Genomic DNA, 12,129 nt, shown 5'->3' with positions numbered 1-12,129 from the left:
AACTAAAATATATGAATCTTACACTAAAAATATGGCGTCAAAAAGACGCTGCCTCAAAAGGAGCGATAGTTGATTATCAAGTGAAAGGAATTGAAGGAGACATGTCTTTTTTAGAAATGTTAGACGTGTTAAATGAACAATTAATCGACAAAGGAGAAGAGCCCGTAGTATTTGATCATGATTGTAGAGAGGGAATCTGTGGTGCGTGTTCATTACAAATCAATGGAGAGCCTCATGGGCCTGATCGCTTGGTTACTACTTGCCAATTGCATATGCGTAAATTTAATGACGGTGATACCATTTATATTGAGCCGTTTAGAGCTAAAGCATTTCCTGTAGTTAAGGATTTAATGGTAGATCGTAGCTCATTTGATAGAATCCAACATGCAGGAGGATATATTTCTGTAAATACTTCGGGTAATACTATTGATGCCAATGCGATTCCTGTGAACAAAGATGATGCAGATGATGCATTTGCAGCGGCTACATGTATTGGTTGTGGGGCATGCGTTGCAGCCTGTAAAAATGCTTCGGCCATGTTATTTACATCTGCCAAAGTTTCGCAATTTGCATTATTACCGCAAGGACAAGTAGAAGCTACCGATCGTGTAATGGCCATGGTAAATCAAATGGACGAAGAAGGATTTGGTAACTGTACCAATACTGGTGCTTGTGAGATTGAATGCCCTAAAGGGATTTCACTAGAAAATATTGCTCGTATGAATCGTGAGTATCTAAAAGCGAGTTTGAAAGGATAATAAATTCTAAACTTAATATTGAAAAACCGAAGTATAATGCTTCGGTTTTTTTATTTTTAATAGAAGATTAAATAGTCGAATGGCTTAAATATAAAATCATGAAATCCATTATCTATATCATTTTAATTAGCCTTACGGTACTTGCAGGATGTAATGGCACTTCCAAATCAGAAGAATTAGGTCCTTCAACTCAAAATAAGTTATCACAACGCCAAATAATTGATTTAACTCATTCATTTTCTAAAGAAACAGTGTATTGGGTTACCTCAAAAGAATTTGAATTGGATACGGTTTATGTTGGTGAAACTGATAAAGGATACTATTACGCTGCATATAATTTTACAACTGCAGAACACGGAGGAACCCATATGGACGCGCCGATTCATTTTTCAAAAAATGGACAAACTGTAGATGAAGTGCCACTTGAAAATTTAATAGGAGATGCCATAAAAATAGATGTTTCTGCAAAGGCGTCCAATAACCCCGATTATCAAATACGTGTTGAAGATCTTACTAATTGGGAAAAAAAAGAAAATACAGAGATTTCTGATGGAAGTATTGTGCTATTGTACACAGGTTTTACAAAATATTACCCGGATAAAATGAAATACCTCGGGACAGACAAACGCGGAGAAGAAGCTATAAAAGATCTTCACTTTCCTGGACTTTCTCCAGAAGCTGCTAAATGGCTGGTTAAGAATCGAAATATACATGCTATAGGAATCGATACGCCAAGTATTGACTATGGTCAATCACAATATTTTGGAAGTCATGTCATACTTTTCAATGAAAATATTCCAGCTTTTGAGAATCTGGCAAATCTGGATAAATTACCAGAAAATGGATTTGAAATTATTGCTTTGCCTATGAAAATTAAAGGAGGCAGCGGTGGACCATTACGAATTATTGCGATTTTAGATAAGTGATTTCTTAAACCTATATCCGAATTTCTTAATAACGCTTTCCGAGTCTATAATCTTCCCCTTAGAGGGTGTCTCCATATCATAATCAGGTTTTGGTAATCCCATTTGTTCACAAACCGTACCGTAATACTCAGCTTTTTCAGGATGATCTGGATACGATGCATTAAATGTTTGACCCCAACTTTCAGTTTCAATAATTCTTTTAATCACCCCAATGCAATCATCAAGATGAATCAGATTTACAGGAGCTTCAGGGTTTTTAATATTGTTTCTGCGAGATAACATATTTGCAGGATGTCTATCTGGACCAAACAAACCAGCAAAACGAAGAATGGTAATTTCGAATTCTTTATGGTTTTGCAGTAGTTGTTCTACTTCAATAAGCTGTTTTCCTGCATTAGAAGATGCGTTAGGCGCTGTTTCTTCAGAAATCAAAGGAAAACCTTCTAAATCTGCAAAAACCGACGTAGAGCTCACAAAAAGCACGTTTTGAATATCTGATTTTTCGATATGTGGAATCAAGTTTCGAATTTTGGCCACAAAATTCATTTCAGGATTTCGTCTTAATCCAGGGGGGATGTTAATAATCAGTATTTCGGTTTCTTTCAGAAAAGAATCTATATCTCCTAAGGGACCTTCTTCATGAAGCGCAATTTGATATACACCAATACCAAAATTTTCTAAAGTTTTAATCTTACTTTCTGAAGTTGTAGAACCTTTTATTGTATACCCCTGTTCGAGTAGAGATTTTGCTAAGGGTAACCCTAGCCAACCTGTACCAAGAATGCTAATTTTTTTCATTTTCTCTTTTTAACCAAAATAATTTTTGAGCATAAATTCAGCCGAAGCGTATTTATTCCTAATTTCTCTAATAATTTCTTTGGCACTATCAACTTTTTGTTTTTCATTATAGTAAGAACCTCCGATTCCTCCAAAAATAATAACTAAAAAACCAAGAATTCCTGATGGTTTTATTTCTTCATACAGATCTAAATCGGGTATTTCAGTAATATAATTAAGTATAAAATTGTCATTTATATTAGCTAGTAGAAAAGCTTTTATCTCGTCTGAATATTGCCCAAACTGCTCTATTTGTTCCAAATCTACTTTTTCTTGTATTAACCGGTCGGCTTGAACTTGTATATCAGTCACCTGTCTTAAAATGTTGTTATTCATTTTTTGGGATTTCAACAGCAGTGATAGTATCTAACTTTTTCTCCTGATATTCTTGCAAAGCAAAACTTTTTTTGATCACTACTGCATCATTGACCAGAAAAGGTTTTGGCATCATTGCTGCACTTCTTGAAGGAATTGAAAAATGCTCATTAGTTAATAGATCATATGAAGATTCGTAGAACACAAACTTTGGTAATGAGTCTTTGTGAAACTGCATTTTAAGCTCTAAGGGTTCATTTTTACTCACATAGTAGGTAAGTAAATGTTGTTTCCATCTTTTAGTGTATGCATTATACTTAGCACCATCTGAGTACTCAAAATCTATAGCCGTTTCTCCGTTTACCAGCAGTGTATCAAAATTGAATACTGTTTCTGTAAATATATCAATTCTATTAATATCACGTTGCGGAGCAATACATAGGTCATAGTATCTCTTTCCTTCTATAATTGTATCCCTGCCGACATCTAGTTTTGGATGGCGTATATTTTTAGTTGTAGCTTGATTCGCATAAACAAATGATCGTCCGTATTTGCTTTGTAATGCATTTTTATTATACGTTTCGGCTATATTTTCGTCTGGATTGATATAATTCTTAGTCCAGGAATCCAACATCCTATCATAAGAAGCCCAAACGGCCTTGTTTTGATCTGCATCTAAAATATAAACCAAGCTATTGGGTTTTTGTCGTTCTTCGGTGAAATCTGATTTTATATGAGCTGCAATAAGAAATATGAGGGCAAATATCAATGCAAAGTTTCCGAATACATGTTTTCTTTTATAAAATCCAACTACAGGAAGCAATACGCCAAATAGCAATGTAGATAATATTGCCGAAACAAAGAGAATTTTAAGACCTAAGGCAACCGGGAATGATACTATAAATGGAAATAAGATAAAGATAGTGGGCAGTGATAACAGAACCATTAGATATGGGTTGGGTTTTTTTTGCCGTATCAAAACGAATAACGAAATCAACCCAAAGAATACAATAATGATAAAATAACTGGCCCCTTTTAGATACAACGCAGCCATTGTTGAGATCACTAACCACATAAACAAGGGGGCAATCATCAAATTTGGTAAATTTTGCGGCTTACCAAATCGTGCATATACCTTAAAACAAATGGCGATGGATAACAGTATGAATACAGTAATATATAAATGCCCATTATACGTAAATCCATGTTGAATTTCTTGATATTGAGGATAGACTAATTTGAACAACTCCCATAATCCAAACGTTAGGAATCCAGCTAAGTTCATAGCGATTAGAAAAACTCCAAAACCTTTTAAAATTTCTTTGAAATCAATTCTGTAAGCAAATTTCCCGTATATAATAAGACCAATGAATAGAATGATTGCAATAATGAGTAGAGCATAAATCCAACTGAAAGGATATTTAATAAGGCTAAAAATTGGGGTGTTGAAATAGATATAATCTTGATCAGATTTTAGAGTATTGATATCAACTTCAGAAAAATAGGAGAGCAGGGGCATTATATAATTCCCTTGATGCTGCAAGGTGGTTAAGTCAAGGTTTTGCCAGGTATCATTTGCGGTATGATAATCAAAATGGTCATCTATAAAAGCAAAGTTAAACCCATCGATATCTCCTTGTTCTCTTAGTACGGTGAGATCGGTGTCATTAGGAAGCATCTTATAGATACTATACGCTAAAGAGTTTGTTGTGGGGTATTGTACACCGGCTTTAGAGAACTCTTCAATCATTTTTCCATTCTTGCTATTGGTTTCCATAAGCATATACGAATCTCCGCCGCTTCCTCTGGCTTCAAAATTGAGAACCAGCCCAACATTTTTAGCCCAGGGATGTTTTTTTACAAAAAGATCAGCTCCATTGAGCCCAAGTTCTTCCCCATCGGTAATACAAATGATGATATCGTTTTTAGGAATTCTATTTGTGGTGATGTACGCCCTTACGGCTTCTAGAATAGTTGCAACGCCACTACCTGCATCACTGGCGCCAAAAGAGGAATGTTGCGAACTATCGTAGTGAGACATTAACAATAGGGATTTTCCGTTAGCGCTACCTTTAATTTTGGCAAGAATGTTTTTTGGTTGGCTACAGTCTCCAGATTTGCCTACAGAAAAACCTTCTTGAATTTCTGGTTGTAAGCCTAGCTTTTTTAATTCATCTACAATATAGTTTTTTACTTCCTCATGTGCATTACTACCAAGATAATGAGGTCTCTTAGCCATGTTTTTAACATGCTCTAAGGCACGAAGGGTAGAAAATTCTTGTGTGGGTGTTTGCAGATCACTAATTCGATGTGATTTGGTACTGTAAGAGGTGTAAAATAAAGAAAAGAGTAAAAGAAGAAACGTAAGCAATGAAGGAAACTTTCGCATGTGGTTGTATTGATTTAGGTTAAAGGTAAGAAATTAGCCACAAATAGTAAACTGATCTCAATTGAAAAGGCAATTATCAACTAAAGCTTTTATAAATCATATAAATAAAAAGAAATAATTATGAGTATGATAAAAATGAAGTTTTGGGCTCTTAAAGTTGTAGGCCTCTTTGAATAAGTTATTGAAAATCACTATATTTAAGATTCACTAAATCACTAAATATTATGGGAATAATCAGTTTTCAAGGAGCGCGCTCTAAGACGAAGAAGCAAGATGAGACTCCAATTAAAGTTTCAGATTATATGACAAGAGATCTGATTACATTCACTCCAAATCAATCGGTAATGGAGGTTATTGAAACATTAGTAAAGCACAAAATTTCTGGAGGGCCGGTTGTAGACGAAAGCAATACGTTATTAGGAATTATTTCTGAAGGAGATTGTATCAAGCAGTTAAATGAGAGTCGTTATTACAACATGCCTATCGATGATGCCAAGGTAGAAAAATTTATGGTAAAAGATGTAGAGACTATCGATGGTAATCTAAATATTTTTGATGCAGCCAATAAGTTTTTACAAACAAAAAGGAGACGTTTTCCAATAATTGAAGACGGTAAATTGATAGGGCAGATCAGCCAGAAAGATGTAATGAAAGCCGCATTGAAATTAAATAGTCAACATTGGAGAGATATGTAAAAATGTTGGTTATTTAGACAGTAAAGCTTTAGGATCGTCAGTAATTAAAAGTTTATTTACATTATCACCTGAAATAAATAGATTATTGGAAGAGTATCGGTCAAATCCATGATCGGACTCCTTCCAATTACCTATACCCATAACCGAGATTTCTTCGCCTATTTCTATACAAGCCTCATCATAGTAAATCGAGTTCATGGTGTTTTTACTAGTTTTTCCATGAGTATTTAAATAGGCTTCTAGATGTTTAGAGGCTTCCATTTTAAAGTTTGATTGGTGCGTTACATCTTCAATTAAATGAACGCATCTATGATTAGAAGTTATAGTGGTTTTAATCATTGCTTTTTCTCTATGAGATTCAATAATAAAATCAACACACTTTTCTTCTTTTACAAGCGTCTCTAATGAGTTTTTCCCCGTCTTTTTTGTTACGTGAACTTGATAGTATACACACTTCTTTTTACCTAAGGGAGAGGTTAAAATGTGATTGTCAATTGCAGATGCTTTACCAATAATTTTGGCATATTCATTTTCTTTAATTAACTGAATTCTTTTTGATGCTAATTTTTTTGATGCCTTACGTATTTTCATTTTAGGGCTCGTATAATGAAGATAAGCGATAAACATGATAAAAAGACCCACCAATACAATGAATATCAAAGGGATGTAAAAATTGAAGTCCATGCTAGCTATTTCTTTTTACCAGTGCATAAAATTCGTTTTCTAGTGGAAGATAGCCTTGGTCATATACAAAATAATACGTGTTTCCGGTTTTGGTAACATAAATACTGGTAAAATGATTAAAATCGAAACCTTTAGCGATTAACTTTGTTTTGGTGGTTTTGGTCTTGTCTTTTGGGTTTAATTCACTCAAAATGCGATAGTTTTTACGCAATAGGTTGTTAATATTACGTACCAAGTTCTTGCTGTCTTTATTAAGTTGATTATTATATGCATTACGACAATAATCACTACAGAATTTTTTATCGGCTCGACCTATAATTTTATCACCACATACGGGACATTCTTTTTGCATTGTTTACTTTCTTTTGTAATTAAATTTAACTTCATCATTCGATCCGTCTTTTTTTCCAATAACGACATAAACATTCATTTCGTTATCACTAATTTTTTCGAAGGTCATTTGATCAAAGAAGACTCTGTTTTTTTCGATTTTTACAAGTTTAAAATCAACAGTTTCTTCTTTTTCTTCCCATCCTTTAAAGTCTCCATGAAAATGTTTTAGTTGTAATAATAAGGTGTTGTTGTTTTCGGTAATTCCTCCAACTTCATAGAATTTAACCGTATTATCAACAACAAGTTTAAACGAAAACATCATAGAATTGCCTAAGGGATCACTCCAGATTTCTTCGGTTATTCCTCCAAACGCTTCACCTCGCCAATACCCACTAATCCATGAAACATCCTGAAGTGTCGCTTTGGGAGTGGTCATATCATCACTAAACTTTATAGTATTTGATGTTTGTTCCTGTGCAATTGTTACCTGAACAGAAATTAAAATTAAAAATAATACCAATCGTTGTCCCATAATTAAACAATTTTGTAATGAGAAAGATACAATAAATATCCGTGTACAAACGATTAAGAAATACTGTTAGAAGAAAATATCCTGAGCTAACCTAAACGTATTGGCATGGGCCTCGACGATGGTTTTGATGTCGGGAGAATATCCACCACCCATAGAACACATGATTGGGATTTCAAGATCTTTGCAGGTTTGTAATACATATCGATCCCGCTCTGCGCAACCAGCAACAGTACATCCTAATTTTCCCAATTTATCGGTTGATAGGATATCTACACCACATAAATAGTACATAAAATCTGGTTTTTGATCTTTTATGAGCTTAGGAAGAGCCTCTTTCAAGGTTTTTAAGTATTCTTCATCATTGATTTGATCGGGAAGTTCGATATCTAAATCAGAGTTCTCCTTTTTAAATGGGTAATTGTTCGCCCCATGCATCGAGAACGTAAATACAGTATCATCATTCTCGAATATTTCTGCGGTGCCATTACCTTGGTGTACATCGAGATCAACGATCAATATCTTTTTTGCCAATCCTTTTTGTAACAAATATCGGGCTCCTATAGCCTGATCGTTGAGTAAACAAAAAGCTTCGCCATGATTGGTATACGCATGATGGGTGCCACCAGCGATATTCATGGCAATACCATGTTCTAAAGCATATTCTGATGCCTTAATCGTACCATCTGCAATGATTACTTCGCGATCTACTAATTCTTTTGATAATGGAAAACCAATTTTTCTGGCAGACTTCGAGTCTAAAGAAAGCTCAATAAGACTATTGTGGTATTCTTTGTTATGAACAGCTAAAATTGGTTCTGAATTCGGAACCTCTGGTTCAAAGAAGTTATCCTCTATACAAGTACCTTCATGTAGTAGTTGTTCGGGAAGCAACTCATACTTGATCATCGGAAATCGATGCCCTTGGGGCAACGGATGTGTATAGATGGGATGATATGCTATTTTGAGCATGAAAGAGGTGCTAATTATCAAACTTTTTCAAGAAATATTTGCGTTGTTTAGGATAATAATACCCATAAATTAGGTGGTTGCCAAATTTGAAAATTGTTTCTGTATTTTCATCCAAAATTTGCTTTTTGGTTTCTTTGATATCATCAAAGCCGTTGGTTGGCATTTCACCGGGGATATGTGTCCAATTTTCATCAAATAAACATTTGATATGGGTAGATTTTGATCCTGCATAACTATAATAAGAGTAAAAAACGGGAGGAGCAAATGTATAAGGAACGCTTGTTGATCCCGGAACAGAGGTAAAACCTACTTGGGTAAAATTATCATAGACTCTAACAGGTGGGTAATCTTTTATGCTTCCTAGCGTTACTTGCACATTACCATTACTATGATAAATTGATACTCCTACAGATCCGAGCGCTAATTTTCTTAAAAATTTTGCTGTTTTTTCCATCTCTCTATAATTATCATAGGTACCTCCTTCTTGTATAATGGGTGTATTTTTAAAAGTAATAGAGTCTTTTTGAGTTATATGTATTTCCTTAATCGATTCCTTTGTTGAAATGTCGGTAACCATAAATTGCATATTTTCCTTAGAGGCTACAAGTTGATATAATTGATTTTTGGATATAAAAGAATTAGTTTTAGTTACACCATAATCAGATAAAATGGCTTTTTTTATGTTATCAATTTTAAAATTAGACGAATTTAGATCTAGAGTTATAATTTGTGAATATAAATTACTTTGATCCAGTAATAGCATAATTTTATCATCCTCAACGAATAATTTACTCTTTTTGGAGGCTTTCTCAATAGAGTTTGGGATGTTCGATTCAATATATTCAAGTTCTAAGTGTTTAGAGCCTATTATATCTGAGAGTCCGGGGTTGATGACATTATTTTCTTTTTGGTAAAGTAAAGCCTCATATAATGAGACTTTTTTACTTTTCTTATCAAAAAACTCTTCGTTGGACAAGTTGTATTTTATTTTTTCTAAAGAGCCGTTAGTGTTAATTTTATGAATATTTAAATTGGACTTATTCTTACCAATGGTCATTACATAAATTTGATTCTTATTCTTGAAAGCCAACAAATATTCATCGTCGTTAAAATTTAAATAATCCTGTATTGATTTGACGTTTTTTTCTTGAGCGTCTATTTTTAATAATTCAAACCTCTTGTTTGAACTATTAGAAAGAAGAAAAATATATTGGTTTTCTGCGCTCCACGCTGCTTCAATAATTTTTTTTAGGTTCGATTTAGGTCTATTAAATGATTGTTCTTCAAGTATTTTAAATTCTTGATCGTATTTTTTTAAAAATATTTTTTTCCTATCTGCAATAAATAAGGATAACTCATTAGATTGATTATTGACAAGAGGTACCGATTCTCTTTTACTTTTTAGCTCAAGATCACTATAAGCTACGGTTTTTTGAGAAATAATAGGTGTTGTATACAGGATAACCAACATCATAAAAAATACATGCTTCATTTCAATTTTTTTAGAATTGTTTAAAAACATTAATGTCTTGTTTACGAAAAATGTTACTATTGGATGTAATCTTTTAACTAACAACCGCTCCTGGATTCACGCCATCCTCATCTGGATTTAGGAATACGATTTTACCTTCAGGGTTTTCGGTCATTAAAATCATGCCTTCGCTCTCTACGCCGCGTAGTTTTCTAGGCGCTAGATTAACTAACACAGTTACTTTTTTACCCACAACTTCTTCTGGTGTAAAATGTTCTGCAATTCCCGAAACGATTGTTCGGGTATTAATGCCAGTATCTACTTTGAGTACCAAAAGTTTCTTTGCTTTTGGCATTTTTTCGGCTTCAATGATAGTACCTACTCTGATATCAAGTTTTGTAAAATCCTCAAAAGTAGCGGTGTCTTTTTGCGGTTCTACAGTTTTGTTTTCGGCCTCGTTGGCTTTTTTAGTGGCTTCCAATTTGTCTAATTGTTTTTGTATCTCGGTATCTTCAATTTTTGAGAATAATAACTCTGCTTTTCCTATTTGATGGTTCGCAGGAAGTAGTATTTCTTCAGAAGATATTTCGGACCAGTTTAATCCAGAATGCTTAAGAATACCTTTTAATTTAGCACTTGTGAATGGTAAAAACGGTTCTGCAAGTGTAGCTAAAGCCGAAGCAATTTGTAAGGCCACATACATCACTGTTTTGGTACGTTCTTCGTCGGTCTTAATCGTTTTCCATGGTTCTTCGTCTGCCAGATACTTGTTTCCTAATCGTGCCACATTCATCAATTCCTGGCTGGCTTCTCTAAATCGATAGCGCTCGATAGAACTTGCGATCACAGCAGGATACGCCTTAAGTTCTGCTAAGGTTTGTTGGTCTATTTCAGAGAATTCTCCCGGCGCAGGGATAACACCATCATAATATTTGTTGGTGAGTACTACAACCCGATTGATAAAGTTTCCGAAAATGGCAACTAATTCATTATTATTTCGTGCCTGATAGTCTTTCCAGGTAAAATCATTGTCTTTAGTCTCTGGAGCATTGGCCGTAAGTGCATATCGAAGTACATCCTGCTTATCAGGAAATTCTTCGAGATACTCATGTAACCATACCGCCCAGTTTTTTGATGTAGAAAGTTTATTTCCCTCTAGATTTAAAAACTCATTAGCAGGTACGTTTTCTGGTAAAATGTAACTTCCTTCTGCCTTAAGCATACTAGGGAAAATAATACAGTGAAAAACGATATTATCTTTTCCTATAAAATGCACTAGTTTCGTGTCTTTGTCTTTCCAATACGGTTCCCAGTCTTTTCCTTCTCGTGCTGCCCATTCTTTGGTAGAGGAAATGTAGCCAATAGGCGCATCAAACCAAACATACAACACTTTTCCTTCTGCACCTTCTACCGGCACCGGAATCCCCCAATCTAAATCTCTGGTTACAGCACGTGGTCGTAACCCATCATCGACCCACGATTTTATTTGGCCATATACATTGGTTTTCCAATCTTTTTTATGCCCTTTGAGTACCCATTCTCTTAAAAAATCTTCATATTGATCCAGTGGTAAAAACCAGTGTTTGGTTTGCTTCAGGACGGGTTCTGCACCCGAAATTGTAGATTTGGGATTAATTAGTTCGGTAGCACTAAGAGTACTACCACAATTTTCGCATTGATCTCCATACGCTTCTTCATTTCCACATTTAGGACAGGTGCCTGTTACAAAACGATCTGCAAGAAATTGTTCGGCTTCTGGGTCATATAATTGTTCAGATGTTTCTTCAATAAATTGACCATTTTCATACATTTTTTTAAAAAACTCTGAAGCTGTTTCATGATGAATAGGAGCAGAGGTTCTGGAGTAGTTATCAAATGAAATTCCGAAGTCAATAAATGACTTTTTGATGATCGAATGGTACTTATCGATAATCACTTGTGGAGAAACTCCTTCCTTTTTTGCACGCATAGGGATGGCAGCGCCATGCTCATCACTACCACAAATAAAAGCAACATCGTTGCCTGTAATTCTAAGGTAGCGTGAATAGATATCTGCAGGTACGTAAACCCCTGCCAAATGACCTATATGGATGGGACCATTAGTGTATGGTAATGCTGCTGTAATCGTATATCTTCCCTCTGTGCTCATAATGCTTAAAAATAAGGGACAAAGGTAATAAAAACAGCTACAAAACATAACCGCCGAGCATCCAATTATTT

General features: G+C 34.6%; 12 protein-coding genes. 3 read left to right on the top strand and 9 right to left on the bottom strand.

Annotated elements, in window-relative coordinates; translation table 11 throughout:
* The first annotated feature begins 11 nt into the window (after positions 1–11).
* Both ABW637_RS01630 and ABW637_RS01625 read left to right on the top strand, forming a co-directional pair.
* On the top strand, positions 12–758 hold the full coding sequence (locus ABW637_RS01630; protein ID WP_367582882.1) for a succinate dehydrogenase/fumarate reductase iron-sulfur subunit: 747 nt from the start codon (positions 12–14) through the stop codon (positions 756–758).
* Positions 759–856: 98 nt separating this feature from the next.
* Positions 857–1,684, top strand: coding sequence for a cyclase family protein (locus ABW637_RS01625; protein WP_367582881.1), 828 nt, complete (start codon positions 857–859; stop codon positions 1,682–1,684).
* Here ABW637_RS01625 and ABW637_RS01620 read toward each other — a convergent pair.
* The 3 genes from ABW637_RS01620 to ABW637_RS01610 are packed head-to-tail and all read right to left on the bottom strand — an operon-like array spanning position 1,673 to position 5,225.
* Positions 1,673–2,482, bottom strand: a complete 810-nt coding sequence (locus ABW637_RS01620; RefSeq protein WP_367582880.1) for an NAD-dependent epimerase/dehydratase family protein — start codon at positions 2,480–2,482, stop codon at positions 1,673–1,675. The two genes, ABW637_RS01625 and ABW637_RS01620, sit on opposite strands and share 12 nt — an antisense overlap.
* 9 nt (positions 2,483–2,491) lie before the next feature.
* Positions 2,492–2,857, bottom strand: coding sequence for a hypothetical protein (locus ABW637_RS01615; RefSeq protein WP_367582879.1), 366 nt, complete (start codon positions 2,855–2,857; stop codon positions 2,492–2,494).
* Positions 2,850–5,225 carry a M28 family peptidase gene (locus ABW637_RS01610; RefSeq protein WP_367582878.1) on the bottom strand — a complete coding sequence of 792 codons (2,376 nt, stop codon included), beginning with the start codon at positions 5,223–5,225 and terminating at the stop codon, positions 2,850–2,852. The genes ABW637_RS01615 and ABW637_RS01610 overlap by 8 nt, the downstream gene beginning before the upstream one ends.
* Positions 5,226–5,449: 224 nt before the next feature.
* On the opposite strand from ABW637_RS01610, the gene ABW637_RS01605 reads away from it, so the two are divergent.
* On the top strand, positions 5,450–5,920 hold the full coding sequence (locus ABW637_RS01605; RefSeq protein ID WP_367582877.1) for a CBS domain-containing protein: 471 nt from the start codon (positions 5,450–5,452) through the stop codon (positions 5,918–5,920).
* A gap of 9 nt (positions 5,921–5,929) precedes the next feature.
* On the opposite strand, the gene ABW637_RS01600 is transcribed toward ABW637_RS01605, so the two are convergent.
* The 6 genes from ABW637_RS01600 to metG form a co-directional block, all read right to left on the bottom strand.
* A complete protein-coding gene (locus ABW637_RS01600) occupies positions 5,930–6,511 on the bottom strand; it encodes a hypothetical protein (RefSeq protein ID WP_367582876.1) in 582 nt (193 codons plus the stop codon).
* Between the two features lie 94 nt (positions 6,512–6,605).
* The gene (locus tag ABW637_RS01595) at positions 6,606–6,956 is read right to left on the bottom strand and encodes a DUF2116 family Zn-ribbon domain-containing protein (protein WP_367582875.1); all 351 of its coding nucleotides are present in this window, start codon (positions 6,954–6,956) and stop codon (positions 6,606–6,608) included.
* Between the two features lie 3 nt (positions 6,957–6,959).
* Positions 6,960–7,469 carry a DUF6265 family protein gene (locus ABW637_RS01590; protein WP_367582874.1) on the bottom strand — a complete coding sequence of 170 codons (510 nt, stop codon included), beginning with the start codon at positions 7,467–7,469 and terminating at the stop codon, positions 6,960–6,962.
* Positions 7,470–7,535: 66 nt separating this feature from the next.
* A complete protein-coding gene (locus ABW637_RS01585) occupies positions 7,536–8,438 on the bottom strand; it encodes a histone deacetylase family protein (RefSeq protein WP_367582873.1) in 903 nt (300 codons plus the stop codon).
* A 10-nt stretch (positions 8,439–8,448) separates the two neighbouring features.
* Positions 8,449–9,930 carry a hypothetical protein gene (locus ABW637_RS01580; protein WP_367582872.1) on the bottom strand — a complete coding sequence of 494 codons (1,482 nt, stop codon included), beginning with the start codon at positions 9,928–9,930 and terminating at the stop codon, positions 8,449–8,451.
* 73 nt (positions 9,931–10,003) lie between these two features.
* The gene (gene metG, locus ABW637_RS01575) at positions 10,004–12,058 is read right to left on the bottom strand and encodes a methionine--tRNA ligase (RefSeq protein ID WP_367582871.1); all 2,055 of its coding nucleotides are present in this window, start codon (positions 12,056–12,058) and stop codon (positions 10,004–10,006) included.
* Positions 12,059–12,129: the final 71 nt, after the last annotated feature.

Source organism: Aquimarina penaris, from assembly GCF_040786285.1.
In the GTDB taxonomy this organism is placed as follows: domain Bacteria; phylum Bacteroidota; class Bacteroidia; order Flavobacteriales; family Flavobacteriaceae; genus Aquimarina.
Note: the sequence above shows the minus strand (reverse complement) of the source record. Positions and strands in the feature narration are given on the sequence as shown.

Excerpts from the sequence above, each read along its gene's own strand:
- ABW637_RS01630 (WP_367582882.1), top strand. The coding sequence starts at position 12 with ATGAATCTTACACTAAAAATATGGCGTCAAAAAGACGCTGCCTCAAAA.
- ABW637_RS01625 (WP_367582881.1), top strand. The coding sequence starts at position 857 with ATGAAATCCATTATCTATATCATTTTAATTAGCCTTACGGTACTTGCA.
- ABW637_RS01620 (WP_367582880.1), bottom strand. The coding sequence starts at position 2,482 with ATGAAAAAAATTAGCATTCTTGGTACAGGTTGGCTAGGGTTACCCTTA.
- ABW637_RS01615 (WP_367582879.1), bottom strand. The coding sequence starts at position 2,857 with ATGAATAACAACATTTTAAGACAGGTGACTGATATACAAGTTCAAGCC.
- ABW637_RS01610 (WP_367582878.1), bottom strand. The coding sequence starts at position 5,225 with ATGCGAAAGTTTCCTTCATTGCTTACGTTTCTTCTTTTACTCTTTTCT.
- ABW637_RS01605 (WP_367582877.1), top strand. The coding sequence starts at position 5,450 with ATGGGAATAATCAGTTTTCAAGGAGCGCGCTCTAAGACGAAGAAGCAA.
- ABW637_RS01600 (WP_367582876.1), bottom strand. The coding sequence starts at position 6,511 with ATGAAAATACGTAAGGCATCAAAAAAATTAGCATCAAAAAGAATTCAG.
- ABW637_RS01595 (WP_367582875.1), bottom strand. The coding sequence starts at position 6,956 with ATGCAAAAAGAATGTCCCGTATGTGGTGATAAAATTATAGGTCGAGCC.
- ABW637_RS01590 (WP_367582874.1), bottom strand. The coding sequence starts at position 7,469 with ATGGGACAACGATTGGTATTATTTTTAATTTTAATTTCTGTTCAGGTA.
- ABW637_RS01585 (WP_367582873.1), bottom strand. The coding sequence starts at position 8,438 with ATGCTCAAAATAGCATATCATCCCATCTATACACATCCGTTGCCCCAA.
- ABW637_RS01580 (WP_367582872.1), bottom strand. The coding sequence starts at position 9,930 with ATGAAGCATGTATTTTTTATGATGTTGGTTATCCTGTATACAACACCT.
- metG (WP_367582871.1), bottom strand. The coding sequence starts at position 12,058 with ATGAGCACAGAGGGAAGATATACGATTACAGCAGCATTACCATACACT.